This window comes from Mesorhizobium sp. M0408, from assembly GCF_040321495.1.
Lineage (GTDB): Bacteria > Pseudomonadota > Alphaproteobacteria > Rhizobiales > Rhizobiaceae > Mesorhizobium.
Window position 1 is genome coordinate 23,739 of record NZ_JAMYRO010000040.1, and the last position, 25,106, is coordinate 48,844.

General features: G+C 59.8%; 23 protein-coding genes and 1 pseudogene. 11 read left to right on the plus strand and 13 right to left on the minus strand.

Going from position 1 to position 25,106, the window contains the following annotated elements; translation table 11 throughout:
• Window positions 1-57: 57 nt before the first annotated feature.
• Entirely contained in the window at window positions 58-1,083 is a 1,026-nt protein-coding gene (locus NKI67_RS30225; RefSeq protein ID WP_352648445.1) for a sugar ABC transporter substrate-binding protein, read from the minus strand.
• A 206-nt stretch (window positions 1,084-1,289) separates the two neighbouring features.
• Here NKI67_RS30225 and NKI67_RS30230 point away from each other — a divergent pair, with 206 nt between their 5' ends.
• The 3 genes from NKI67_RS30230 to NKI67_RS33940 all read left to right on the plus strand — a co-directional run bounded on the left by NKI67_RS30230 (window position 1,290) and on the right by NKI67_RS33940 (window position 3,251).
• Window positions 1,290-1,982 (plus strand): GntR family transcriptional regulator, encoded by a 693-nt coding sequence (locus NKI67_RS30230; protein WP_352648447.1) that lies wholly within the window; start codon window positions 1,290-1,292, stop codon window positions 1,980-1,982.
• Entirely contained in the window at window positions 1,969-2,748 is a 780-nt protein-coding gene (locus tag NKI67_RS30235; protein ID WP_352648450.1) for an SDR family NAD(P)-dependent oxidoreductase, read from the plus strand. Before NKI67_RS30230 ends, NKI67_RS30235 begins: the two co-directional genes overlap by 14 nt.
• A gap of 380 nt (window positions 2,749-3,128) precedes the next feature.
• Window positions 3,129-3,251, plus strand: a complete 123-nt coding sequence (locus NKI67_RS33940; RefSeq protein WP_502894702.1) for a hypothetical protein — start codon at window positions 3,129-3,131, stop codon at window positions 3,249-3,251.
• Between the two features lie 119 nt (window positions 3,252-3,370).
• Here the strand turns inward: NKI67_RS33940 and NKI67_RS30245 are convergent, their stop codons facing one another.
• Window positions 3,371-4,339, minus strand: a complete 969-nt coding sequence (locus NKI67_RS30245) for an oxygenase MpaB family protein (protein ID WP_352648452.1) — start codon at window positions 4,337-4,339, stop codon at window positions 3,371-3,373.
• A gap of 131 nt (window positions 4,340-4,470) precedes the next feature.
• Here NKI67_RS30245 and NKI67_RS30250 point away from each other — a divergent pair.
• Window positions 4,471-4,551: pseudogene (locus NKI67_RS30250) on the plus strand (short-chain dehydrogenase); the annotation flags it as partial.
• An 84-nt stretch (window positions 4,552-4,635) separates the two neighbouring features.
• Here the strand turns inward: NKI67_RS30250 and NKI67_RS30255 are convergent.
• Window positions 4,636-6,111: an ROK family protein gene (locus NKI67_RS30255; protein WP_352648454.1), complete on the minus strand. Its 1,476-nt coding sequence runs from the start codon at window positions 6,109-6,111 to the stop codon at window positions 4,636-4,638.
• Window positions 6,112-6,147: 36 nt separating this feature from the next.
• The gene (locus NKI67_RS30260; protein ID WP_031213032.1) at window positions 6,148-7,053 is read right to left on the minus strand and encodes a tagatose-bisphosphate aldolase; all 906 of its coding nucleotides are present in this window, start codon (window positions 7,051-7,053) and stop codon (window positions 6,148-6,150) included.
• A 282-nt stretch (window positions 7,054-7,335) separates the two neighbouring features.
• Between NKI67_RS30260 and NKI67_RS30265 the strand changes: the two genes are divergently transcribed.
• The 4 genes from NKI67_RS30265 to NKI67_RS30280 all read left to right on the plus strand — a co-directional run bounded on the left by NKI67_RS30265 (window position 7,336) and on the right by NKI67_RS30280 (window position 11,641).
• Window positions 7,336-8,241 (plus strand): sugar-binding transcriptional regulator, encoded by a 906-nt coding sequence (locus NKI67_RS30265; protein WP_023680283.1) that lies wholly within the window; start codon window positions 7,336-7,338, stop codon window positions 8,239-8,241.
• Window positions 8,242-8,733: 492 nt separating this feature from the next.
• Window positions 8,734-9,711: an ABC transporter substrate-binding protein gene (locus NKI67_RS30270; RefSeq protein WP_352457851.1), complete on the plus strand. Its 978-nt coding sequence runs from the start codon at window positions 8,734-8,736 to the stop codon at window positions 9,709-9,711.
• A gap of 120 nt (window positions 9,712-9,831) precedes the next feature.
• Window positions 9,832-10,893, plus strand: coding sequence for an ABC transporter permease subunit (locus tag NKI67_RS30275; protein WP_023680285.1), 1,062 nt, complete (start codon window positions 9,832-9,834; stop codon window positions 10,891-10,893).
• Window positions 10,886-11,641: an ATP-binding cassette domain-containing protein gene (locus tag NKI67_RS30280; protein WP_023680286.1), complete on the plus strand. Its 756-nt coding sequence runs from the start codon at window positions 10,886-10,888 to the stop codon at window positions 11,639-11,641. Before NKI67_RS30275 ends, NKI67_RS30280 begins: the two co-directional genes overlap by 8 nt.
• Window positions 11,642-11,720: 79 nt before the next feature.
• On the opposite strand, the gene NKI67_RS30285 is transcribed toward NKI67_RS30280, so the two are convergent.
• From NKI67_RS30285 to NKI67_RS30315, 7 genes are all read right to left on the minus strand, one after another.
• Window positions 11,721-11,927, minus strand: coding sequence for a hypothetical protein (locus NKI67_RS30285; protein ID WP_023680287.1), 207 nt, complete (start codon window positions 11,925-11,927; stop codon window positions 11,721-11,723).
• A 446-nt stretch (window positions 11,928-12,373) separates the two neighbouring features.
• A complete protein-coding gene (locus tag NKI67_RS30290; RefSeq protein ID WP_352524729.1) occupies window positions 12,374-13,219 on the minus strand; it encodes a carbohydrate ABC transporter permease in 846 nt (281 codons plus the stop codon).
• A gap of 6 nt (window positions 13,220-13,225) precedes the next feature.
• On the minus strand, window positions 13,226-14,122 hold the full coding sequence (locus NKI67_RS30295) for a carbohydrate ABC transporter permease (RefSeq protein WP_502898200.1): 897 nt from the start codon (window positions 14,120-14,122) through the stop codon (window positions 13,226-13,228).
• Window positions 14,123-14,262: 140 nt separating this feature from the next.
• Entirely contained in the window at window positions 14,263-15,516 is a 1,254-nt protein-coding gene (locus NKI67_RS30300) for an ABC transporter substrate-binding protein (RefSeq protein ID WP_352637586.1), read from the minus strand.
• Between the two features lie 616 nt (window positions 15,517-16,132).
• The gene (locus NKI67_RS30305; RefSeq protein WP_352648461.1) at window positions 16,133-17,278 is read right to left on the minus strand and encodes an ABC transporter ATP-binding protein; all 1,146 of its coding nucleotides are present in this window, start codon (window positions 17,276-17,278) and stop codon (window positions 16,133-16,135) included.
• Between the two features lie 148 nt (window positions 17,279-17,426).
• The gene (locus NKI67_RS30310) at window positions 17,427-18,365 is read right to left on the minus strand and encodes a PfkB family carbohydrate kinase (protein ID WP_352571729.1); all 939 of its coding nucleotides are present in this window, start codon (window positions 18,363-18,365) and stop codon (window positions 17,427-17,429) included.
• Between the two features lie 3 nt (window positions 18,366-18,368).
• Window positions 18,369-19,169: a beta/alpha barrel domain-containing protein gene (locus tag NKI67_RS30315; RefSeq protein WP_352457857.1), complete on the minus strand. Its 801-nt coding sequence runs from the start codon at window positions 19,167-19,169 to the stop codon at window positions 18,369-18,371.
• 230 nt (window positions 19,170-19,399) lie between these two features.
• On the opposite strand from NKI67_RS30315, the gene NKI67_RS30320 reads away from it, so the two are divergent.
• Window positions 19,400-20,161, plus strand: coding sequence for a DeoR/GlpR family DNA-binding transcription regulator (locus tag NKI67_RS30320; protein WP_023680295.1), 762 nt, complete (start codon window positions 19,400-19,402; stop codon window positions 20,159-20,161).
• 509 nt (window positions 20,162-20,670) lie between these two features.
• On the plus strand, window positions 20,671-21,672 hold the full coding sequence (locus tag NKI67_RS30325) for a LacI family DNA-binding transcriptional regulator (protein WP_352637592.1): 1,002 nt from the start codon (window positions 20,671-20,673) through the stop codon (window positions 21,670-21,672).
• Here the strand turns inward: NKI67_RS30325 and NKI67_RS30330 are convergent.
• Both NKI67_RS30330 and NKI67_RS30335 read right to left on the minus strand, forming a co-directional pair.
• A complete protein-coding gene (locus tag NKI67_RS30330) occupies window positions 21,653-22,627 on the minus strand; it encodes an alpha/beta hydrolase (protein ID WP_352637588.1) in 975 nt (324 codons plus the stop codon). The genes NKI67_RS30325 and NKI67_RS30330 overlap by 20 nt on opposite strands.
• Before the next feature lie 16 nt (window positions 22,628-22,643).
• Entirely contained in the window at window positions 22,644-23,792 is a 1,149-nt protein-coding gene (locus tag NKI67_RS30335; RefSeq protein ID WP_352648465.1) for a Gfo/Idh/MocA family protein, read from the minus strand.
• 495 nt (window positions 23,793-24,287) lie between these two features.
• Here NKI67_RS30335 and NKI67_RS30340 point away from each other — a divergent pair.
• Window positions 24,288-25,106, plus strand: an 819-nt coding sequence (locus NKI67_RS30340) for a sugar phosphate isomerase/epimerase family protein (RefSeq protein ID WP_352648467.1), incomplete at its 3' end; no start/stop codon positions are given.

Below are 25,106 nucleotides of genomic sequence, written 5' to 3' on the forward strand. Positions count from 1 at the left end.
GTTGGACGACCGCCGGGTCTGCTTGAACGCAGCCCGGCGGCATTGGCGGAAGTCTCGTTACTTGCAGGTCAGATAAGTCGCCTGGAAGGTTTCAAAGAGCTTCTTGGTCGTGTCGCGCATGGCGTCAACATAAGTGTCGATTTTGTCGGCCGCGACATAGACGGTTCCCGAGTCGATGAACTTGTCAGTGAGGGCATTCTTCTTAAAAGGCGCATCGGTCTTGACCGCGCAACCCGAACGAAGCTTGTCGAGAACGAAAGTGCCGATATAGCCTTGGCCATACGGATTCTGCAGCATTGTGCCATTCACAAAGCCATCCTTGATGGCCTTCAACACAACTTGATCGTGATCAATGGCTACCATCTTGATCCGCTTGTCGCCGATCTTTCGGACTGCGTTCGAGGCTACAACCGCAGGGACCCAAGCGGTCGTGATGATGCCATCGACGTCGTTGGCGTGAGCTGCCAGGTAGGCATTAATCTTTTCCTCGGCTGGCTCGGGCGCATCAATGTCAGCGATGACCTGGACGACCGTTGCGCCTTCTTCCTCCGCCGCTTTTTTGACGGCGTCGATGCGAAGCTGGGTATTCGGATCAACAAGGAAGCCGGTGAAATGAGCAATGCGCTTCTTGGTGCCCGTCAGTGTTTTCAAAAGCTCCTTGGTTCCAATGTATGCTGAATTGCCAGTGTCGGTGCCGAGGCAGAAGGTTGCTGAAGAAGGATCCTTGAAGCACCCTGCGCCGCCGATGACAGGCGCGCCATTGGACACGAGCTCGTCGACGGTACTGACCGATCCGACGGGGTCACCTGGGAAAATCAGAAAGCCGTTATAACCCTGGGTCAAAAGGCTCTCGAGCAGCTGGTTCTGCTGGCTGAGTTCCCACTTTTGCGGCACCTTATAGTCTGCTGCGGCCAGGCCAAAATCCTTGGCAGCATCCTTACCAGCTTGCTCCCACGCCGCGAAGTAGGGGTGCGGACCTCCGGGAACCAGCGCAATTTTTGAATCTCCAGCGGCGAAGGCGGACCCCACGCCTATTGCGGATACCAGTCCAATCGCGAGCACGCGACGCAAATAGTTCGACATCAAAACTCCTCCCGTTGAGAGCGCCGCCTTCCCGCTTAAAATTGTCGAGACCGCCAGCGCAAATGCCTTGCATTCACCGCAGAAGTTCTAGTACACTTGTATACAAGGTGCAACTGCTTTTTTGTTGATGGCATTTCTCGGAGGACATTGTGCAAGAAGGCGAGCGGAACGCGATATCGCGTTTCGACCAGAATGGAGCGAAAGCCATGTCTTCCGGATTGGCTGAACTAGACGTGTTTTTGAACCGGCGCAGTTCGGCGAGTGAGCAAATTTACTCCGTCCTGCGCGAGGCAATCGTGCGTGCGAAGCTCTTGCCGGGCGAATCGATTAGTGAAAACGCGGTGTGTCGCCAGTTCAATGTGTCTCGCACACCTGTGAGGGCAGCGATCCAAAGATTGGCCGAAGACGGACTTGTAAGTGTCTTTCCGCAGCTCGGCAGTTTTGTTTCGCAAATTGATATCGTCAGCATCCAAGACAGCCATTTTGTCCGCCGTTCTCTGGAAACTTGCCTTCTTCGCGAAGTTGCGCCGCGTTGGACGCCAGCGATGAGCGCTGAAATGCGTTCACTGGTGGCGGCTCAAGAACGGAGTATCGCTGAGGGCGATATTGACGGATTTCACGACAATGACGAGAATTTTCACCAATTGTTTGCGTCTTTCGCGCAGCGACCGGGAGTTTGGACGACCATCCACGCTGCTAAAGCCAAGCTGACTCGCTTTATTCGTTTCTCCGGCAATGCCGCACGGTTTGCGGTTGTGCTGCAGGAGCATTTGGCAATTCTGGATGCGCTGGATGCCAATGACGGACCCGGTGCGGAAGCCGCATTGGTCGCCCATCTCGATAAAATCTTTGTCCTTTTCGACGCGCATGCGTCGGAGACACGTCATGCCGCGGTCTGACCAAGCAATGGAGAATTCCCGCTTGCAATCGCTAGAAGGAAAAACCGCTGTCGTAACTGGAGGCGCAGGCGCTATCGGCTCCGCAATCGCAGTGGAACTGGCGCGCGCCGGCGCTCAAGTAGCAGTCCTGGATCTGCTCCCCAAGGCCGCAGAGGCGCTGGCGTCGCGGATAGGGCATGGCGCCGTTGCCGTCGGTGTTGATCTGGCAGTTGAGAGTTCAACGCGCGCGGCGGCGGAGAAGGTTCTTCAGCACTTCGGTTCGGTCGACATTTTGGTCAACAATGCTGGCATTCTGTCGAACCACAAAATGGCAGATACCTCGATCGAGGAATGGCGAAGGGTCAACATAGTCAACGTAGAAGCCGCATTCCTTCTCGCCCAGATATTTCTTCCAGGGATGCGGTCGAAGCGGTGGGGTCGGGTGGTCAATATCTCCTCCTATGCCGCCAAAAGCGGAGGCTTGACCGCAGGGACGGCGTATTCAGTTTCGAAAAGCGCGATGATAGGGTTGACCTTTTCGATTGCCCGCGAGACCGCTGGCCAGGGCGTAACCTCGAATGCAATTGCCCCCGCCTACGTAATGTCGCCGATGGTTTCCGAACAGCTCAACGACGAACAGCGCGCGGCCCAGCTTGCTCAAATCCCGGTCGGGCGATTTTGCGAACCTCAAGAAGTCGCCCACACCGTTTCATTCCTCGCGTCACCTCTAGCCGGGTTCATCACGGGTGAGGTTATCGACATGAACGGTGGTCTCCATTTCGATTGAGCTGCATACAATGGAAAATCGTCGTTCTTACGCCAATTTGGCGCTCGCATCAGCCGGTGTCCAAATTCATCGGTACGATCGACGGAGTGTGACGCCCGGAATCGTGCATCTCGGTATCGGCAACTTCCACAGGGCCCATCAGGCAATCTATACGGTGATTGCTTGGCCGCGGGACAACTCGATTGGGGCATCATTGCAGCCTCCCCCGGAGTTCGGACACGCGGGACGCGCTTGCTCCCCAAGATGGTTTGTACACAGTTGTCAGTCGTCAAGATGAACAGACGAGCCTTCGGATAGTCGGTTCTATCGGCCATATTCTTGTCGCACCGGAGGGCCCCGCTCAGCTGCTGGAGGCGCTCTTTGACCCGCGGATCAGGATCGTGACTTTGACAGTCACCGAGAAGGGCTACACGGTCATCTCGGGCGGCGGCTCCGGCCACGAGCCGGCCCATGCCGGTTTTGACGGTACGACGGCTTCACTGTTGCCGGCAGCCGTCCGGTAGTTTGTTCGCATCTGCTTGGCGGGCCTCCGTCACGCCCCACCGTCCAGTGGGCTATCGAGTTCGTGCCTTCAAGACGCGTTAACTAGAAGCTGAACGTCTGCACGACGCGGGCCTGACATTTAGGTCAAGGAACACTGTCCGGTTCTGTGTAAGTTTTCGGATGCCGTTCGGCGATAGAGATAGCTCTCGGAAAGGCCGAGGCGGCGGCACGACTGGACGGCTGGTGATGAATGAAGCGCGGTGCTGTCGCAAATTGCAGCCGTCGTCTTCACAACAGCACGCTCCCACGGCTTCAAGGTCCAGCGGTCGCCGAGTTCCAACCGCTTGCGGACCCATTGGGGTAGGATCTCGACGGCCGCCTTCAGAAGCGGCCGCTGAAGGGGTCGAGCAACTCCCGGCAAGGCGGGAACTTCTTCCATGATCTGCAGGAACTCCGAGACGATCGGCGACGCGACGAGTCTTTGCCTCATCACGTCGAACAGCGCGTAAAGCTCGGCCTGAGACGTGGGCGCGCCGACCGCACCATAGAGAAGCGCCACGGGGCGAGCCTCAGCAAACATCGCGTCCCGTTCGAAAAAATGCAGACGATGCACATAGGTGTGATAGGCCTCCATGAAACCAAACGCGGCCGTCGCTTGCACCCAGTCCAGCAGCTCCGGGTCGGTGGCGTGGTATGGCTCGCCTTCGCTGGTTCGACCCGAAACGCGCCCATGCATCCTGACCACATCTTCAATCATGGCCTTAGCCTTGGATCGGGGGCCGTAGACCGTGACCAAAGCAGCGAGGCCCGTACGCTGCAATCGTCGGAGCGCGAGGGAGCGGAAGCTGCTGTGCTGCCAAATGGCGTCGCGAACCCGCGGCTCTGCCAATTCGAGCAGCACCGCCGTTACCCCGCCGATGAACAGCGCAACAGGGTTCTTGAAAATGCGCCAGGTTACGGAATTGGGTGGTAACAGCGCCGGCTCGCCTTCCGGAGTCGAGAAGTCCATCTGAGATCCGAGCCGCTGGCGCATGAACGACTGGGCAAGAGTGTCCACACGACGCTCAAGCGGGCGAGGCAGAGAAATGATGCCCGAGTTGCGAAACATGGTACGCCTCGAACTACTGAGAATAGCAAGCGTTAGACCTGTGGCTGGCGGATGCAATATGCACGAACGTCTTTGGTCTTCCCGTTGTTCCAAATCATCCTCGCGCGAAGCCGATGAACCCTGCTTGATCTGCCCTGTTGCCGATGATGATGGAGCAAGGCTCGGGCGTGGTCATCCATGTCACCTCGATCCAGCGCGAGCTTCCGCTCCCGGCATCAAAATCAAGAGCACGAGTGAATCACGCCGCGGATAAGTCGCGCGCGGATCATCATTTCAGGCGCGCAAGCTTCGCCTGCCTATGTGTCAATCGTCGCCCGCAGCCATTGCGTGATGGCATCGAAAGCGATTGGTTTTGTCGTATCGACATCAAAGAGCGGTCCACGCCGCAGCGGCTCGGCGCGCTTGGCCAGCTCGATCAGCTCGGGGACATAGGCCGCCCCGGGGTGGCCAGCGGGACGCTGGTCGAGCCGTGCGCGATAGCGCTCGGCAAGAACCTCGCCGGGTGCATGACACCAGATTTCGGCGGTCCGCTCGACACCAGCCCTTCGCAGGTGATCCTCGAGCACCTGGCGCGGCTGGAAGCCGAACCAGGCATCGACGACAACTGTTGTGCCCGCGGGAGCTTCGCCGACGACCGACCAGATGGCTTCATAACTGGCGCGACCGAGCGAGCGGTTGAATTCACGATCGCCGCCGCCGAGCACTTCGAGGAACGGGTTCTTAATGGTATCGAGCGTAAGCAATGGCCACCCTAGGCGGTCGGCGATACCGCGCGAGACCGTGCTTTTGCCGCTGGCGGGGATGCCGTTGACGAGCACGGCGCGCTGGCCGGGCACGGCACGCCGGCCCGGGTTGAGTCCAGCGGATGGCGAGGTCACCGGCGAGGCCGTAACCGCCGCCTGCCCTGCCAGCGCTTGCAGACCGGCGCCGATGACGCCGGCGTCGTCGCCGAGTTGCGCCGGTTCAACAGGGCATTGGTACCAGGGAGCCAAGGCCGGAGCCTTGGCAAGCGCCTGATGGGCCGCCTGGCCAAGTCCGCCGCCGAGCAGCACCAGATCGGGGGCGAACATCGCCACCGCTGTATCGATTGCCGCACGCAACGGTCTGGCCCAGGCTTCCAGTATCCCGCGCACCGGCGTGTCGCCGCTCGCATCCCGGGCGAAAAGCTGATCGACCGAGATATCCGGACCGAGGCCTGCGCGTGAGATGTGACGGCCAAGTGCTGTACCGGAGCTGGTGGTTTCAACGCAGCCGCGCCGGCCGCAGACGCAGGCTTCGCCTGATATGTCGACAGTGATATGGCCGAGCTGCCCCGCCGTCCCCTTGCCGCGGACGATCTGCCGGTCTTGAGCCACGGCACCACCAATGCCGGTCCCGATGGTGAACATGACGATGTTTTCGTGACCCATGGCGGCGCCTCGAGCCATCTCGGCGACCAGTGCCATGTTGCAATCATTGTCGATCACGACGGGCTTGCCCGCCAGGTTTTCCAGCCGTTGCGCCGGGGAGACCGAGGCGAGGTTGACATAGCCTCCGGACAAGACGGCGCGACGCCGCGCATCGACGCGTCCCGGGACGCCGATGCCGATGGCGGCAACCTCCGGAGAATCGAGCCGGCGCACCATCTCGGCGATCCGGGAGAGCATGAGCGCCGGGTCCGGCGCGCTCTTTTCGGACATGCGGTCAAGGATTTCGCCTGTGCCGGAAATGCGGGCGGCGCGCAGATTGGTGCCGCCGATATCGATCCCGATGGCCATCGAACTATGAGGCATGACGTCCCGTGTGTGCCCGGTGTGAACGGCGAATGACTAAGCGGCTTTCTGCCGGTAGTTTCCGATCACGGCCTGAAGCTCGTGCAATCTCGACACTGCGATGGTCTTAAGCCTTTCCCGCTGAATGTCACGGTCCAGCGAGATGCAGTCCTTCCACAGCGACCGGCCGGCGATCACGCCTGACGCGCCGTTCTTCATCGCGATCTCGACCTGGCCCAGGAACGTTGCGTGGTTGACGCCGGCGGAGAGGACCGCCCATGGCACCTCGCCAGCCATGCTGCTGATCCTGGCGCAGGCTTCCGGCGTTCCGGGATAAGGAAGCTTGAGCACCTTTGCCCCGCATTCCAGCGAAATCCGAGTGCCCTCTTCGACAAGCCAGGGGATCTTGGCCGTATAGTCTTCAAGGCTTTCGCCTTCGAGTTGATAGGTCAGGAATTCGACGATGAGCAGCAGGTCCTCTTGCCCGAAGTCGGCGATGCACTGGCGCAGAATGGCGACGTTATACTCGTTCGCCTCCGGTCTGTCGGCCCTGAGATAGACCATGATCTTGCCGCCGGTGCCACCGAGTTCGCGGACGCGGCGCGCGTCGATGTCGGGAACGAGGCGCGACAGCCGGTAGCCGGCGGGCGAGACGTCGAAGCCCGAGGCATCGAGGCCGATGAGCAGAGCCGTATCCCGGTTCAGCACCCCTTCATCGACAACCCGCGGCACCGCGCAGAGCGGGTCGAGCAGCACGCAGGATGCCTGACTGGCGAGGTATCGCGTGATGTCCTCCTTGGTGTCGCCGAGCATGTCGTTGGTGATTTTGGCCTGTTCGGCAGGGTCCGACGCCAGCAAGGTCCGCATGCCGCCGCGCTGGTCACAGGCGATGGCCATCATGGCCCCGTCCTTGCCGCATATCTGCTGATAGCCGCGTAACTCCGCCGTCGTCATCTTTGTCATGGTCTTTTGTCCGATGTTGGCGCCCATTCACCAGGGCGCAGATCCGTGGAACAAGAAATGTTCAGTTTTTACCTGCCTGCCGGCAGGAAGGTTTGCCGCTTTGATGCGCTATCGAACCGAGAAATCTGGCTTGGCAGCAACGTTCGGTGGAAACGAACCCAAGTTGCGAGTCTGCCGGATTTGCGCGATAACTCCCATCGGTTGATGGGTCTGTAACACATTGCTGAAAGGAATTGCAAGCTGTCTGTCCCTCCCACACAAGATGCGGCCGCATCGCGGACGATGCTGCATACGGTCGCCAAAATGCACTACGAGGCGGAGATGTCGCAGGTCGACATTGCGCGCCGGCTCGGTGTCTCCACCGCCACCATATCGCGTTTGCTGCAGCGGGCGAGAGCAGAGGGCATCGTGCGGATCGAGGTTCTCGATCTTGTGACGCCCGAGGACATCACCAGGCAGTTGATTGACGGGTTGGGGCTGCGCGACGCCGCGGTTGTCGAAACGCCGGCAGCCGGAGCGCTGACGGCGCTCGCCGCACCGCTCGGCGCCTTGCTCAAGCAAGCGGAACTGACGGCCGGCTCGGTGGTTGCCGTCGGCTGGGGGCGAGCCATCCGCGAGGTGATCCGGGCAGGCCTGCCGCGCATTCCCGGGGTCCTTACCGTCGCTGCCACCGGCGGCATGCAGCAGCAGGCGGCGCATTTCCAGATCAACGAGTTTGTACGGCTGGCCGCCGAAGAGTTCGGCGGGACGCCGCATTTCATCCATGCGCCCTATCTGCCGTCCACCGAATTGCGTCAGGTCTTCCTTGGCGATGCGGCCATCCGCGACAGCGTCGCGCTTTGGGACCGGACCGACGTTGCGATCGTCGGCATCGGCCTGCCCCATGCCATCAATCCGCCCGAGGCGAGCGCGGCCACACTGAGCGAACAGGCCCTGTTTCATGCGGCTGGAGACGTCATCCGCCATTACTTCGACGCCGAAGGCACCCTTATCCCGTGGGAAGGGGAGGGCCGGATGATCGCAATGTCGCCGGCCCAGCTTCGAACCGTCCCCTTGGTCATCGGCGTTGCCGCCTCGCCGGAGAAGGCGACGGCCATCATCGGTGCCGTCCGCGCGAGACTCATCAATGCCCTGATAACGGACACGAAAACGGCGCAAGCCATCCTCGTGGCTCTCGTGCCTCGATAGAAGGCGGACACCATGATGCGCGACATCGGCGCGCCTGATCAATCCTGAACCGATCGACGCCACGCGGTCCGGGAGCCTGGGGCCCCGAAATCACCTGTTGTCTCGTCAGGGACTTGGGGGCAATAGCCGTGCGGGCCCTGCGGAGCAGACAGATGTTGTCCGGTTTGAAAAGCGTTCCGGCCAGGGAAGTACCGGTTGCAATTTCTTTCAGCAAAGTGTTACAACCTGCCGCTAGGCGCGCATGCGCGCCGAGCGGCGCAGTTCTCTGGACCTTGCGGATGCGAGGAAACGGGACTGCGGGCAGCAGGGCTGGTCGGTTTCGACTGGCTGATCTAATGACTGGGCGCCTGGGAGGAGCTGCCCGTAACAGCAAGCAGGCGAAACCCGTTTTCCGGCCGTCAGCGCATTTACGATTCGTAGCCTGAACAGATTGACGGCCATTCCCGATATCAATCGCAACGGCAAATCTGCCAACATTATGAGGAGGATGTTATGAAGAAGATTGTTGCCGCCCTGGCGGCTCTCGCCATCTGCGCAACGGCGCTGATCACGCCCGCTTTGGCGCAGGACAAGAAGTTCACCATTGCTCTCGTTCCGGGCCTTACCACCGACGGCTTCTACATCACCATGCGCAAAGGCGCTCAGGCGGCGGCCGATGCCCTTGGCGTGACCCTGGTGTTCCAGGGCGCTTCGGATTTCAATCCGGTAACGCAAGTCCCCGTGCTTGACGCGGTCATCGCCAAGAAGCCAGACGCGATCCTGATCGCGCCAACCGACAAGGTTCAATTGGTCGAGCCGCTCCGCAAGGCCAATGATGCCGGCATCCCGGTGATCACCGTCGACACTTTCATCGGCAGCGGCGTCTACCAGACCGGTGCCGGTGAGGCGGATTTCCCGCTGTCCTATATTGCTTCGGACAACATTCTGGGCGGCGAGATCGCCGCGCGGGCATTGGTCAAGGCCATAGGCGGCAAAGGCAAGGTCTATGTTTCCAACGTTAAGCCCGGCATTTCGACCACCGATCAGCGTGAAGAGGGCTTCAAGAAGGAGATGGCGAAGCATCCGGACATCACCGTGCTCGAGACGCAGTTCAACGACGACGACGCCAACAAGGCTGCCTCGCAGCTCCAAGCGACGTTCGCGCGCAACTCCGATCTCGTTGGTGTGTTCGGTGCAAATCTGTTCTCGGCGATCGGCGCGGCGAACGGCGTCAAGCAGGCAGGGCAAAGCGGGACCATCAAGGTCGTCGCGTTCGACGCACCGGTCAGCATCGTCGACAACATCAACACCGGCTTGGTGGACGTTGCGATTGCCCAGCATCCGGCCGAGATCGGCTATTTTGGTGTCGTTTCTGCCTATGCCCACCTGACCGGCCAGTCGATCCCGGTTGCGATCGGCACCGGCTTTACGATCATGGACAAGTCAAACATCGCGGACCCGAACATCTCGAAGTACCTCTATTCCGAATGAGGTACCTCTATTCCGAATGATTCCAACCAGCTTGGTCCCCTTCCGGCTTGCCGGGAGGAGACCAGCGCCGGGTCTCTGGGACCCTGTTGACGGAGGCCGCGCTGCGGATCGGATGTGTCAATGACTTCAACATCACCAACCGAGCAGAGCGAAACCCATGTCGCCCCTCAGGCCGACCATGGTGATCCGGCCAGGACCTGGCTCGGACGCATCGCCGAAGGGCGCGCCTGGCTGTTTCTCGCCGGCCTGATCATCTGTTTCGAGGTTTGGTCGAGGGCCTCCTTCGGCGCGACCTTCGTGCTCAATCCGTTCAACGTGCAATCCATTGCGATATTTGCCGTGGCGCCGTTGCTGCTTGCGACCGGACAGACATTCGTCATCATTTCGGGAGGCATCGACCTCTCGCTGGGCTTCATCATGGGCCTTGCTGCTGTTGTTGCGGCCCATGCCACGAATCTGGCTGGCGCCGCCATGCCGGTGCCTCTGGCCATGATGGTGGGCATTCTGGCGGCCGTGATCGTCGCGGGAGTCCCTGGCATGATCAACGGCTTGCTGATCTCGCGCCTCAGAATTCCGCCCTTCATCGGCACGCTTGGCATGTTTGGCGTGGCGCGCGGCGCTGCTTTCCTGCTCGCCGGCGGCACGACGGTGCCGGTCCAGAATTCCTGGTTCGCGCTGCTCGGCAACGGCAGGTTCTACGGTGTGCCTTATCTCGTCATCATTGCAGCCGTTTTCGTCGTCGCGATGCACTACATCCTGAGCCAGACCCGGTTCGGCCAGCATAACTACGCCATCGGCGCCAATGTGCAGGCGGCTCGTCGTGCCGGCATCGACATCAGAGGCCATATCCTGCGCCTCTATGTGCTTTCGGCGATGTGCGCAGGCCTCGGTGGCGCCCTCTATGCAGCGCGCTTCACCGCGGGCGCGGCCCAGGCCGGCGAGCCGTTGCTGCTCGACAGCGTCGCAGCAGTCGTGATCGGCGGCGCCAGCCTGTTCGGTGGATCGGGCACGATCTTCGGGACGGTCGCCGGTGCGCTGGTGATCGCGGTCATTCAGTACGGGCTGGTTTTCGTCAATGTCGAGCCGTTCTGGCAGTTCATCGCCGTCGGCGTCGTCATCATCATTTCCGTTCTCATCGACCAGGCGCAGCGCCGGTTCAGTGGAGCCCGTCAGGATGAATAGCCCAGGCCAGACCACCCCCCTCCTGGAAGTCCGGAATCTTTCCAAGCACTTCGGCGCCGTCCGGGCGCTCAACGATTTCTCCATGGTCGTGCGGCCGGGCGAAGTGGTGGCCCTGGCGGGCGACAACGGCGCCGGCAAGACCACGCTGATCAAGGCGATATCGGGCGTCTTTCAGCCGACGGGCGGTGAAATTCTGCTGAGGGGTCAGCCGGTGACATTTGCGACGCCGCATGAGGCGCGCGAAAAAGGCATCGAAACCATCTATCAGGATCTCGCTCTCGCCGACAATTTGTCCATCGGCGCCAATATCTTCCTTGGCCGTGAACCCATGCGCAAGGCCTTCGGTTTCTTGCCGGTGCTCGATCGCAAGGCCATGGCCGTCGCCGCCAAGAAGACCATGGGGCGATTGGACTTCCATGTCAGCCGGCTCGATGCCCCGGTCAGCAATTTCTCCGGCGGTCAACGGCAGGCTGTTGCCATCGGCCGGGCCGTCTATTGGGACGCGCAGATCCTGATCATGGACGAACCGACCGCGGCCCTCGGCGTGCCCGAACAGCGCAAGGTCATTTCGCTCATCCACCAACTCAAGGCCCAGGGCAGGGGCGTAATCTTCATCTCGCACAATTTGCTGGATATTTTCGCCGTGTCCGACCGCATCATCGTGCTGCGGCGCGGCGTCCAGGCCGGCGAGCGCAAGATATCGGAAACCAACCATGACGAAGTCGTCAAGCTGATGGTTGGCGGATAGACCGCGAGCCGGAAAGCGTAGACCCGCCAGCCGGGAGCCAATGCAATCTCCTCGTAGGATCTACCCTAAAAGGGCAGCTTCAGCGCATAATCCCCGTAGTCTGTTTCATGCGATCAATGATCTCCGCCATCAGCGCCAAGTCGCGACGAGAGTCCGCGAGATCGGTCAGAGGTTTGGTGCCGTCCATGATGTGGCGATGGAAGCTTTCGAGCTCATTGGAGAAGGCATCGCCATAGAGCGGCCCGTATGTCCGCGTCACAGGACCGCCGACGCCGGCTTTCGTCACTTCCAGCCGCGCTGATCGATGCCTTGTCCGCGTTTCCGCATGTTTTATAAAAATTTGACACGCGTCAAGATTTAAAATGGTGTGCCGCGGGTTTTGATGTGCTGCATTGCAGCAGACCGGTGTCGAGCGATCGCGGCATCAGATGGCGAAATCGACAAGGCAGGGGATGCCGAGGCCAGGCTAGAAGCCGGCTTGGTCAGCAGTCGGATTCAACTTCCGAGTGCGCCACTCAGGTCGACGGCAGCGGCGTCAGCGCCGGGCCATCGGGGCGAAACAGTTGGGAAACCGCGGGAGAGATGTCGAGCGCGATCAGTCGCCGCCTTCGGCCTGCACGACCCTCGACGTGCAGGATTTGGCATAGCGCTGGCGCTGTCAAAGACCGGACCTTCGGGGCCGGAATGGGTTGATGTGTTCAGCAGCGAACAGCGAACTGGCAGTCAGTTTGCTCAGCTCTTCACCGACCCGGCGGCCAGGCCCGCGAGGAAGTAACGTTGTGCAATCAGATACAGGATCAGAAGCGGGAGTGATCCCAGCACGCTCATCGCCATCATCTCGTTCCATTCGAACGCATGTTGGCCCATAAGCAACTCGATACCGATCGGAACGGTCCGCATGTCCGTCGACTTCGTCAAAGTAAGCGCAAAAAGGAACTCGTTCCACGCCAACAGAAACGTATAGACCGCGGTCGCGACGACGCCGGGGACTGAAAGAGGGATAATCACACGCCATAGCGCTGTCCAACTTGACCCCCCATCGACCAGCACTGCCTCATCGAGTTCCTTTGGCAGGGTATTGAGATAGCCGGTCATCAGAAGGATTGCGTAAGGCAGGGTGAATACCATGTAGGTTAGAATCAGCGCGAAATAGGTGTTGAAAATGCCGAAGGCGACGACCATGCCGAAATAGGGAATCAGAAGCGTGATCGGCGGTACGGTCTGTGTGCTGATGATGAAGACGTTAAGCGTATTCTTAAGCCGGAATGAATAGCGGCTGAAGCCATAGGCCGTCAGAATGGCGATCAGTAACGTCAGAAGGGTTACCACTCCCGCGACCAGATAGCTGTTGAGAAAGAAGCGCACCTTGGTCGGATCATTGAAGATCGAAAGATAGGCCACGTTCGTGAAATGGTCGGGCAGCAGTCTCGGCGGCAGGGCAAAGATCTCGGTGTTCGATTTCAACGAAGTGAAAAACATCCACAGGATTGGAAAGCCTGCAAAGACCAGACCGGCCGCGAGCCCGAGATATGTCAGTACGGTCGGCAAAACGGTGTTTTTGAAGGAGCGCTTTGCCATTGCCGGTCACCTGGCCTTCTGGTGTTTGATGTAGAAGTAAGTCGCGCCCATCGAGATGATCAAGATGAAGATCGCGCTCGCCGAAGCCTGTGAAAATTCGTAACTCGAAAACGCAAGCTTATAGGTATACGTGCTCAGCACCTCGGTCGAATGGATCGGTCCACCGCCCGTTGTCATCCAGACCAGGGGGAAGACTTGCATCGTCCAGATGAAATCCAGCAGGGCGATGCTGATGATGATCGGCATCAGCTGCGGGATCGTGATGTACCGAAACTTTTGGAACTCATTGGCGCCATCGATGCCGGCGGCTTCGTAAAGGTCCTTGGGGATGCCCTGGAGACCGGCGAGCAAGCTGACCATATATAGAGGGTATCCCGCCCAGATGTTCGCAAACGTCAACGCATGGATCGCGGTTTTCGTCGAGGAGAACCACTCGACCTTGAAGTTGACGATATGGAGCGTCATCAAAATGCTGTTGACCACGCCATTGGGATCCAAAAGCAGCCGCCAGATGATCGCGATGATGACTGCCGTAAAGAGCCATGGCAAAATGTAGAGAACACGCAGGATGCTTCTAATCATCGGAGGGACGCGTTGGGTGTTCAGCAATAGGGCGAAGGCCAGGCCGATTAGAAGGTGGAAAATGACGCTCATCACCGTGAAATAGAGGGTCTGCCCGACCGACTGCCAGAAGACTGGATCTGTGAAGATCGTCTCGTAGTTCTGCAACCCTATGAAAGCAGCGTCCTTTTTCATGATTGCGCCGTCCATCAACGAATAGCGCAGGACCGTGATCATGGGAAACAGCATTAGCAGACAAAACAAAAACGTGGCGGGTGCCACATAAAACAGCGGAGTGAGCCGCTTTCTCGTCTTGTAAGAAAGCATGCCACGCTTGCGCATTTTCGTTCGCGTGACGATCAAACCTTCGTTGGCGAGGCTCATGAGGTACAATCCGCTTGGTCATCGACCGTATGGTCCGGTTCCGATGCAGCGGCAGCGCGATAGATGTTATCGCGCTGCCGAATTGTCTGAAGCAGCGCCTACTTGGCGAAGTCAAGCAACCACTGCTTTTGCGTGTTGGCAGCGGCCTCCTTTGCGGTTTGCTGGCCGTCGAACATCTTTTGCACTTCGACGTTCATGTCGCGCATCAGGTCTTCGGCCACCGGCAAGCCCACGAATTCATTGGCCAAGTGACCGCTTTGGAAGATCTTGAAGGCTTCCTCGAACAGCGGGTCCGATTTCGAGAAGTCAGGCTTCGCTTGCACGTTGCCCGGAAAGGCATTTGCGAGCGATACCAGGCGGCCGTTCACTTCCGGGCTCATCAGATATTCAACAAGCTTCCAGGCTTCTGCCTTATGCTCGGTGCTGTTGCTAATGCCGATGCCCCAAGAGGCATAGGGCAGTCCGCGCTTACCCGTATAGCCGTCGACCGCAGGAAGCGCAGAGATACCGAACTTGAGATTGGGGTTACGCTGGCGGATAAGATTGATATGAGCCAGCGAGTCGATCATCATTCCGACACGGCCGTTGACGAACTCTTCGACCTTGTCCTGTTCCTTCTTGGCAAAGATGCCTGGCGATATGACGCCGGCGTCCTGTAGCGACTTGACGTATTCGAGTGTACCGACCACGGCCTCATTTTCCACGTCGGGCTTGCCGTCCTTGAGCATCGATGCTCCGGAAGCCCAGACCCAAGACATCACGTCGTTCTGGATGCCGCCGGGGTTTTGCAGCGATAGCGGCAGCACCCACCCGTACTCGTTCTTGTCCGCATTGGTCATCTTCTTCGCGGCAGCGGCGAATTCTGTGCGGTTGGCCGGCATCTTGTCGACACCAGCAGCCTTGGCCAGATCGAGGTTGACGAAGACCGGGTATACGAACGAGGCGAGCGGGAACATGACGCTTTGGCCGTTGACCTTGATGATGTCAGCGATCTGGCTCTGATCATATTTGGCGTCAGCCATCAGGCTGTCCATGGAAGCGATTGCGCCCTGCTTTGCAAGGCCATTGACCCATGCTCCGTCCAGGCCGACGACGTCGCTGAGCGTCCCCGACGCGGCGCCGACTACGATCTGATCATGGGTGGCGGAATAGGGACCGCTGACGAGCGTCACCTTGATACCAGGGTTTTTGGCTTCGAAGTCGTCCATGATGCTACGCAGAGCACCGGCGGGCATTTCCGGCTCCCACCATTGGATGAATTCGAGATTGGTCTCAGCAAAGGCGCAGGTAGCAGACAGTGCCCAGACAGCCACAGCGGACGTGGCCGCAGCAATATATCTTCTGACGTTCATGTTTTCCTCCTAGGAGCGACGTTTGGCTCGATCCTCCCGATCGCGATCAAACTAGGTTCTTTTCCGGGTCTTTGTGTCAATCAAGAACTGCAATCGTGAAAAATGGGTAGGATGCCGGGACGTTATGACTGAATGTAAGCCATTGATTGGTATATGGTTTTCTTAAGTTCTCTGGGGTTAGTTTTTCCCTTGTGCACATTGCTTGTGCCGCTTCTTTCTCTATTTTCGTAAACAAATGAAAGCCACTCCCCTAAAAAGAAAACAAATGAAAGTCGTATATTCGAAGAGAAAAAACGCCATTCGGTGGGGTCGCGCGCTCGCGTAGACGTCGCAATTCAGAGGCGTTCAGGCGATCGTTTTGGTTGTCGATGACAGGGTGCCGCCGGGCACAAGACGATCTCCACCTCCGGTGGAAAAATCGGCTGTCGCGCGCTGAACCGATGTCGAGCAAGTCTCACCATTTGCCAACGAAGACGGCCCGAGCTGTGATGGGCGAGCGAGAACTGGTCGGATTGCCCAGGAGAGCGAAGCCAGCGTCTGCCGTCACCTACGCCAGAAGACAGAAGCGACATTTGCGTCTCCGTCCCTTTAGCCGGGTCAACCATCGCGGATCACGCTAGATTGTGAGGTGCGTCTGGGGATCGAAGAAGTGCAACTTGGCCGCATCGATCGCCAGATCAATCAACGCGCCCGGCCGGACCGCGCTGACGGCTTCAAACCTCGCTACGACATTTGCTGCGCCGCTTAGATCTTCAACAGCATCTGGGTCGCCAGAATCGATTCGAACCGCGTCGACCTTCAAATGAACGATAAGCTCGGATCCCAATTCCTCTGTCGTCTTCACGATGGCCGGTAGAGTGGCATGTCGCGATCCCGATTCCAGACTGCTGTCGTAAAGATCTTCGGGGCGTATGCCGAAAATGAGCGTCTTGCCTTCGAAGGCGCTCAGACCAGGAGAGCGCTCAAACGCACTCGTCGGCACCGGTATCGAAAAGGTCGGCAGGTTGATCCTGCCATTGTGCAAACGGCCTTCGAACAGGTTCATCGACGGCGAGCCGATGAAACCCGCGACGAAGGCATTGACTGGTCGATTATACAGCGTCTTTGGCGTGTCGACCTGCTGAAGGACACCGCCTTTCAAGACCGCAACCCGGTCGCCCATGGTCAAGGCTTCGGTCTGATCGTGTGTTACATAAATCGTGGTCACCCCCAGCTGTCTTTGCAGGCTGACAATTTCCGCGCGCATATGCACGCGCAGCTTGGCATCGAGGTTTGACAAGGGTTCATCCATGAGAAAGGCTGCCGGTTCGCGCACCATCGCGCGCCCCATGGCGACCCTCTGGCGTTGTCCGCCAGACAGCGCGGCCGGCTTACTGTCGAGCAGCGTGTGCAGCTGCAGGGTCTTTGCTATTTCATGGACGCGCTTCGTCCGCTCGGCCTTGCTCTTCCCCGCAAGCTTCATCGAGAAGCCTATGTTGTCGAACACTGTCATATGCGGATAAAGGGCATAGTTCTGAAAGACCATCGCAATATCCCGGTCCTTCGGCGCTAGATCCTCAACATTCTCTCCACCAATGGTCAGGGTTCCGCTGCTGATCTCCTCCAGCCCCGCGATCATGCGCAAGGCTGTCGATTTTCCGCATCCCGAAGGGCCAACGAGAATGAGGAACTCGCCGTCGTTTATCGTCAGGCTAAGATCCTTGATGGCTTGGAATTTCGTCCCGTAGGTCTTGCAAATTTTGTCCAACACAACAACAGCCACGTCACATCCTCCCTATTGTCAGCGCTACCTAAACATCGAATAGCCTCCGCGCGGCGCGACTGCAGATCGAACCGGCATTGCTATCTGCGCGGTTAACCGCGCGCCTCGGACGTCCCACCAGCAGCGGCAATATCCGAGTGATGAATTCTCAGTCTGGCGACGTAATCGGTATGGGCACAGGTGCATTTTCTTTCGCCATCCACGCGACACAGGCGTTGTGATCCGGCAGAGCCATGCGGCCACCCCGGCCCGTCACTGAGATCGCGGCCGCGGCAGTTGCATAAACAGCGCAGGCGACAGGCTGCTTTCCCTGCGTAAGGGCGAAGGCATAGGCGCCATGAAAACAATCCCCCGCGCCGGTCGTGTCCACTGCCCTGACCTTGTAGGCCGGAACGTGCCACAAAACGACATCGTCCTTTTGCCGGATATAGGCTCCTCGATCGCCTTCGGTTAACACGACCGCGGAGCGGTCATCTGACCACAGCTTGCGCAGGATCGCTGTCGCCTTGGCCTCGCCAGTATAGGTTTGGGCAAATTTCAGAGGCAATACCAGGTGATTTGACAGGCGGATCAATCGTTCGGTCGCAGGTCCGACAGTCCACTCAATATCGGCCACCACCGCCAGACCCAGCTTACGGGCACGAGCAACAATCATGTCAGCGTGCGTGGCGTAACCGTCGATCAGCAGCACCTGGGCTTGCGCAAGGACGCTATCGGCCAGCGCATCGGAGGTCCCGTGCGGCACATCATCATCATAGGCGATGAACCTGTCACCATCGGGCGCGACCGTAATAACCGACCGGATCGGCTTGGCATCGGCACGACGTGGCGCGAAAGATATGTCGACGCCGTGTCGTTCAAGCTCGTGGGCGCCGACATCCGTAAGTGGCTGATCACTCAGCCAGCCGATGAAACCGGCACGCCCCCCCAGCTTGGCGACAGCAACGAGTGCCGTCGCCACATTGCCGCCGTGGTCCTTCGTGCGATTTGTCACCTTCCCTTTGCCAGCACCCAGCGGGCTGTCGACATAGATGATGTCGTCAATCGCCAAGGCTCCGAAGCCCAAAACCTGCAGATTGCCGGTCACAGCTCACGTGCCCGCAGCCGCCAAAGCGTCTTGCGGTGCCATCCCATCGTGAATGACGCACTTGAATGCACGCGCTGCCATCGTGGTGTCACCGTGCCCCCACAGATTGCGCCCCACGACGGCACCCTTCGCACCGGCGCGCAGGGCTTCAGACGTCTGGGTGAGAGCGCCCAGAAGATCCTCGGTCTTCGGACCGCCGGCGATAACGATGGGAACCGGGCAAGTTGCCACGGTTTCCTTGAATGAGTCGAAGTCCCCGGTGTATCCGACCTTGATCACGTCAACACCGGTCTCAAAACCAATCCGCACTGCGTAGGCGATTTCGTCGGGGGTGAAGACGATCTTGCAGCCGTTTGAATAGTCGCGGGGATAAACATGTGCAACGACCGGCATTTCGAAACGAGCAGCCGCGTTGACCGTATCGGTAAGCCAACGAATGTAGTGACCCTCGGTATCGCCCCGCACCGGAATGGCGACCGCCAGCGCATCGGCACCATAGCGCACTGCATCTTCGGGCGTCGCGATCAACTGACTGATCCGATCGTCGGGCGTAAAGCATCCCGCCTGAATGACCAGCGCTGCCTTGCCGGCGTAAGCCGGCCACAAATGACGCGCCGCACCAGGTTGAATGCTGATGTAATCTGGCTCTCCGGCCATCACCCGCTTGAGCGCGCCGGGCAGATCCGCAAGGCCTCCCTCGCGGACGTTGCCGTACCCTACGAAATGGTCGACGGCACCACCGAACAGGTTCCCAGATCGATGCGAGAACAGCCGCGACAAGCGAATTTTAGTTCCAAGGCCCATATCAGTGCAGTCCCTTCGCAATTGTTGATCTGACGTTGAGGACCCTAACTCGAAAGCAAAACAATATTCAATATTTCGATTTCTTTCGTTTCGATATAGGTTGCAACTGCAACGGCTAGCGTTCGCTGCGGTGAGGCGGTATCCCTCGAATTCTCAAACGCAGGCCGGTTTCCTATTCGATTTTCGAAAGGTTGGCGTGCAGTTATCCAAACAGCAATTCGGGGTTACACATGCTTGCGGAACAACGGCGACATCAGATCATGCTCGCGCTTCAGCGGACCGGCCAGGCGCGTACCAGCCAACTGGCGGAAAACTTCGGCGTCTCCGAGGTGACCATCAGGTCCGACCTGGAAATTCTGGATGCAAAAAAGCAGTTGATCAAAACGCATGGCGGTGCGATCGCCTTGCCCGCTGATTCGCCAGCGGCGGCCTTCGAAGAGCGGATGTCTCGCAATTTCGATGCCAAACGGCGTATCGCGCAGATGGCGGCGCGCCAGATCATAGACAACCAGTCCGTGGTGTTCGACAGCGGCTCGACGTTGCTGCAGGTCGCAATGCAGATGCCCCCGGTCAACAATGTGGTAGTAGCCACAACCGCGATGAACATTGCACAGCATCTGATGTATCGCCCTGGGCTGGACGTGCATATGATAGGCGGTCGGGTCTATCCCTCGACGGTCAGCACGATCGTGTCGGATTTTGATAGGGCTGTGGGCGGCCTTGTGGCCCACCAAGCGTTCCTCAGCGCGCATGCGATCGATCAGTCATTCGATGTCGTCGATGTCTCAGAAGACATTGCGCGCACAAAACGCAATCTGGTTCGTATGGCCAGGCGCGTGATCCTTGTGGCGGATTCAAGCAAATGGGATATTGGCGCCTCATCTAAGGCATTTTCGTTGTCACGTGTCGATCTGATCATCACCGACACCGCTATGCCCTATGGGATTCGCAGTCGATTGGACAAGCTGGGAGTCGAAGTGCGCTATGTGTAGGTGCCTTCCGGATTGTGGTGCCCAGAATTGGCAGCGTGTCCCATTGGCAACCGACGTTTCGGAGTACGAAGACAAATTTAGCACATTAAGGATCTTCATATCGCGCTAGACTGGAAAGCGCGCTGTTGCTGCCCTCAGCATCTCGGTGCCGACGCTGCGTCAATCGCCGAAGCTCGATCTCGCCGGCTGAGACCAGCTTCTTCACCTCGCGGAACCTCCCGGCGTTTCTCCCCAGGGCCCGACTCGAACGACCCCTCTCAGTCGCGTGCAATTCTGCCTGGCGGCAACCGATATTCGGAGTCAATATGGCTTGTACTTTTCGCGTCAACTAATAAATTTACGCGTGAAAAAATTCAGCGATACGCGTTGAAACTGCTGAAGCTCTCTGTAAAATTTTGCCTTGCCGTTGCACGGCAGCGTATGCGGGTACCCTGGGGCAGCGCTAGGGCAACCCAGTGATTGGATGTCCAGAACGCGAGGCGTTTGAATTGCCGACGACGCACAAGACGATGGATGATTTTGCCCGCTCTTGCGGCGTCTCCAGGCCGACGCTGTCGAAATATTTCGACGATCCGACCAGCGTCAAGCCAGCGACACGGCAGCGTATCGAAGAGGCGCTGCGCTCGTCCGACTACCAGCCCAATCTGTTTGCACGCAACCTGAACCGCAAGCGGACCCGCAGCATCGGCATCATGGTGCCGACAGTGGCCGACCCCTTTTATTCGGAGATGGTCAGCCGCATCGAACTAAGGCTGCGCGACGAAGGCTACTGGCCGATCGTGATCTCCTCGCACGGCTCGCGCGAGCTCGAAGTGGAGGCAACGCGAACCATCCTGTCGCTGAAGGTCTCCGGTGCACTCATCGCGCCGCTCGGCCTGCGCTCGGACCACCGCACGCTGGAGAAGCTGACGCAGGCCATACCGGTGGTCTATTTCGACACCTATCTCGAAGGCGGAACGCCGTTCGTCGGCAACAACAATGCCCAGAGCGTCTCGACCATCGTCGAGTATCTGTGCCGGTCCGGCGATGCCCCGGTCTATTTCGATATCCCGCACGTCAACCACAACTCGCCAGAACGACTGAAAAGCTATATCGCTTCTATGAAGCGGCTCGGGCATGAGCCTGTCGTCATCGGCAACACCGACGAGTACACATGGGATTTCGAACGGATCGGCTACGAGCAAATGGAAAAAATGCTCGGCAATGGCGGCCTGTCGGGCAAGACCATTCTGTGCAACAACGACCGTCTCGCCTTCGGCGTGATGGCGGCCGCCTACGCGCAAGGCCTCAAGGTCGGTCGCAAGGCCGACTGCGACCTGCGTGTCGCAGCTCATGACGATCACCCGCTGAGCCGCTACACATGTCCAGGCCTCACCACCATGGCGCAGGACTTCGCCGCCATGGCGGGATATAGCGTCGAGACGCTGCTGGCCCTGCTGAACGAGGATGGAGCTGAGGTTGCCGCTAAGGTCAATCTCGACGCGACGCTGGTTATGCGTCAATCGGCCTGAGCTTTCCATCGAAGCCGCGCCACGCGGCAACCGCCGCGCCGACGGCTTGCCGCGAGGCCGGACCATGGCGGCCCATCGAGACAAAGCCGTGGATCTGGCCAGGCCAGCGCCTCAGCACGACAGGCACGCCGTCATCTTGCAGACGCTTTGCGTAAGCCTCACCCTCGTCAACGAGAATGTCATGACCGGCGATCGCGACAAAGGCTGGTGCTGCGCCGGCAAGGCTGGCGACCTTCAGCGGCGACACGCGCCAGTCGTCGATATCCCCGGCATGGTTGACATAGTGGTCGCGGAACCAGGCCATCGTTGCCGCGGTGAGACCATAGCCCTCAGCAAAACGGCGATAGCTGTCCGCTGTCTGCGAGGCATCCGTGTTCGGATAGAACAGCAATTGCACGGTCGGCGGATTCTTGCTCCTACGCACCATCAGGCACAGCACCGCAGCGAGATTGCCACCGGCACTGTCGCCGGCGACAGCGATCCGCTCCGCGTCGATGCCGAGATCGTCGGCCGCACTTTGCATGAAGGCAAATGCTGCGCGACAATCCTCGATGGCGGCCGGGAATTTGTGTTCCGGCGCCAGCCGATAGTCGGGACAGACGACCACACAGGCCGCCATGTTGGCAAACCAGCGGCAGATCTCGTCATGGGAATCGAGATTGCCGATCACCCAGCCGCCGCCATGCAGATAAAGCAACGCTGGGGCACTGGCCAAGGCCGCCCGTCGCCCGTGATAGATCCTGAGCGTCAACGGGCCGCTAGGCCCGTCGATGAAGCGTTCGTTCAGTGAGGCGACCGGCTCGCGTTCACCCTGCAGTGTGGGAAAGCTCTCCTCATAGGCGCGCCGCGCCTCTTCAGGCGTGCCGGCGTCGAACGGCCGCGCAGGAGCCTGTCGGCCGAGGTCGAGCACATGCCGGGCTTCCGGATCGAGAAATGATGAAAGCAACGTAGCCATCGACTGATCCTACGCCTCAGGCAAGCAGGCTCGTCGCCTCGTCCTCGCCAAGAAGCGGCGGCTGGTCGACCGCCCCGTTGGCGGCGACGGACTCGCGGCTTTCTCCCGAAGCGAGGATCGCCTCCATGATCTCCAGCACATGCAAAGCGAGATCGCCCGAGGCGCGGGGTTTTCTGCCCGTCCTCAGCGCATGCGACAGATCGGCGACGCCAAGCATGCGGTAGTTGGCGCGGTCGGGCGCGGCGTAAGGCCAGTTGCGCCCCCCGTAGAGCTCGCTCTCGCTATGGAAGTCGGCCCAGTCGGCGCCGCGTTCCGAAAGCGATACGGTGCCGCCGAACGTGTCAGGATCGGGCAGGCGCAGTGAGCCTTCCGTGCCGTGCAGTTCGATAGGGTGATTGGAGTGTCTGAAGACATCCCAGGAGGCTCCGAAGGTGACGGTGGCGCCCGATCGGAACTCCAGCAGCGATAGGATGTTGGTCGGCGTGCCGACCTTGAAACTGGTGTTCCTGTAGGGACCTTCGGCAGTGATAAGGCGCACTTCCTGTCCCCGAGTCGCCATCGCCATCACGCGTGCCACCGGCCCAAGCAGGTTGACCAGCATGGTCAGGTAATAGGGGCCCATGTCGAAGATTGGGCCGGCGCCCGGCTGATAGTAAAATTGCGGATTGGGATGCCAGTGCTCCATGCCGCGCCCCATCATGAAGGCGGTGCCGGTGACGGCGCGGCCGATCGCGCCCTCGTCCATCAGGCGGCGCGCCCGCCGTCCGGCTGCGCCGAGAAAAGTGTCGGGGGCCGAGCCTAGGAGCAGATTGCGCTTCGCCGCCTCGGCGACAAGCCGGCGGCCGTCCCTAGCCGAGGTTGACAGCGGCTTTTCGGTGAAAACATGCTTGCCCGCCGAAAGCGCCGAAAACGAGATGTCGAAATGCGCCGCCGGGACGGTCAGGTTGAGGACAAGGTCGATGTCCGGATCGGCTAGAAGCGTGTCGACGCTGACTGCCCGGATGCCGTATTCGCTGCCGCGCAGTGCCGCCAGTTCGGTGGAAATGTCGGCGCATGCACGCAACTCGAGGCCGCCGAAGAGCGCCGCGTTGCGCAGATAAGTCATCGAGATGTTGCCGCATCCGACAACGCCGATACCGAGCTTAATCTGTGATTTTGCTTGCATTTTCGAGTCTGCCTCCCAACGCGATGACACTTCGGCGGGCCTGCTGAATCGGTGGCGAGCCGCAATCACAGCCCGCTATACAGCACTTTAAATATTGACGCGCGTAAAATTTTTGCAGAACATGCGAAAATGCCGGCGCAACATTGGGGGCCGCAGCCTTCAGGGGAGGAAATGACTGACATGAAAAACGGCCGACCGCCGCTACGAAGCCTGTGGGTCACGTCACCATCGCCGATCGCCGGCAATTTCTCATCGGCGCCGGCATGCTGGGCGCCGCAGCGCTCGACACGGGTCTCGGCATTCGACCGGCGCGGGCGCAATCACGTTCCGAAATCAGCTTGCCAGCGCCGCCTTCTTCGGCAAGGAAACCTTTGGCGACCTAATCAAGGCCTTCAACGAACGGCAGGACCGCAAGGCTAACGCGGGGCGGCATCAAGGAATGAAAGGACGATCGTGAAAGACCTGAAAGTCGGTTGCCAGACCTTTACCTGGGAAATGCTCGGAGAGCGCTTTGCCGGCGGCCCGGACGATCTCTTGAAGGCGATCGCCGATGGCGGCTATGCCGGCATCGAGATCAACGACACGATGATCGGCCGATATGCCGACAAGCCGGCGGAGTTCGCGACCGCGCTGAAGGCGTCAGGGCTGACGCTCGTCTCCTTCGCCTTCGGTTCCAAGAGCGGCTTCACGCTCAAGGAGAAGATCGGCAACGACCTCGAGACCGCGAAGCGATGGATCGACTTCGCTGCTGCCTTTCCGGACACGCTGGTGTCGATGGGCTCGGCGACAGTCGTCTCCGACGGCCCGCGCGACGACAAATTCGCCATCGCCGCGGAGGTCTACAACAAGGCGGGGGAGCTAGGGCGCAAGGCGGGCGTCCAGGTCGCGGTGCATCCGAGTTCGCACCACAACACGCTGCTCTTCGATCGCGCTGACTACGACCGGATCTTCGGGCTGGTCGATCCGTCGCTCGTCGGCTGGGTGCCGGATACCGGTCACATCTTGCGCGGCCATCGGAACATGGCCGACACGCTCACCACCTATCGCGACCGCATCCGCTACGTGCACCTGAAGGATGTCGATGCCAGCGGCACATGGGCGATGCTCGGCAAGGGCGTCTGCGATACCGCGGCGGTGATCGACATCGCCAGTGCAGCGCCACGCTTCAATGGCTGGCTGGTGCTGGAAGAGGAATCCGAGACCGGGGGGGGCGGGCCGGCGGGCGCGGGGGATGCCCCACCGGCGCCGGTGGGCGGGGGCGGGGGCGGGGGGGGGGGAGCTGGGTATGCGCCGGGTGGGCGGGGGGGGGGGGGT

Coding starts and splice junctions, on each gene's coding strand:
- NKI67_RS30290 (WP_352524729.1), bottom strand. CDS start 13,219: ATGGCAAAGCGCTCCTTCAAAAACACCGTTTTGCCGACCGTACTGACA.
- NKI67_RS30320 (WP_023680295.1), top strand. CDS start 19,400: ATGCTTGCGGAACAACGGCGACATCAGATCATGCTCGCGCTTCAGCGG.
- NKI67_RS30295 (WP_502898200.1), bottom strand. CDS start 14,122: ATGCGCAAGCGTGGCATGCTTTCTTACAAGACGAGAAAGCGGCTCACT.
- NKI67_RS30325 (WP_352637592.1), top strand. CDS start 20,671: ATGGATGATTTTGCCCGCTCTTGCGGCGTCTCCAGGCCGACGCTGTCG.
- NKI67_RS30235 (WP_352648450.1), top strand. CDS start 1,969: ATGCCGCGGTCTGACCAAGCAATGGAGAATTCCCGCTTGCAATCGCTA.
- NKI67_RS30230 (WP_352648447.1), top strand. CDS start 1,290: ATGTCTTCCGGATTGGCTGAACTAGACGTGTTTTTGAACCGGCGCAGT.
- NKI67_RS30225 (WP_352648445.1), bottom strand. CDS start 1,083: ATGTCGAACTATTTGCGTCGCGTGCTCGCGATTGGACTGGTATCCGCA.
- NKI67_RS30245 (WP_352648452.1), bottom strand. CDS start 4,339: ATGTTTCGCAACTCGGGCATCATTTCTCTGCCTCGCCCGCTTGAGCGT.
- NKI67_RS30300 (WP_352637586.1), bottom strand. CDS start 15,516: ATGAACGTCAGAAGATATATTGCTGCGGCCACGTCCGCTGTGGCTGTC.
- NKI67_RS30260 (WP_031213032.1), bottom strand. CDS start 7,053: ATGACAAAGATGACGACGGCGGAGTTACGCGGCTATCAGCAGATATGC.
- NKI67_RS30265 (WP_023680283.1), top strand. CDS start 7,336: ATGCTGCATACGGTCGCCAAAATGCACTACGAGGCGGAGATGTCGCAG.
- NKI67_RS30255 (WP_352648454.1), bottom strand. CDS start 6,111: ATGCCTCATAGTTCGATGGCCATCGGGATCGATATCGGCGGCACCAAT.
- NKI67_RS30275 (WP_023680285.1), top strand. CDS start 9,832: ATGACTTCAACATCACCAACCGAGCAGAGCGAAACCCATGTCGCCCCT.
- NKI67_RS30270 (WP_352457851.1), top strand. CDS start 8,734: ATGAAGAAGATTGTTGCCGCCCTGGCGGCTCTCGCCATCTGCGCAACG.
- NKI67_RS30335 (WP_352648465.1), bottom strand. CDS start 23,792: ATGCAAGCAAAATCACAGATTAAGCTCGGTATCGGCGTTGTCGGATGC.
- NKI67_RS30315 (WP_352457857.1), bottom strand. CDS start 19,169: ATGGGCCTTGGAACTAAAATTCGCTTGTCGCGGCTGTTCTCGCATCGA.
- NKI67_RS30280 (WP_023680286.1), top strand. CDS start 10,886: ATGAATAGCCCAGGCCAGACCACCCCCCTCCTGGAAGTCCGGAATCTT.
- NKI67_RS30330 (WP_352637588.1), bottom strand. CDS start 22,627: ATGGCTACGTTGCTTTCATCATTTCTCGATCCGGAAGCCCGGCATGTG.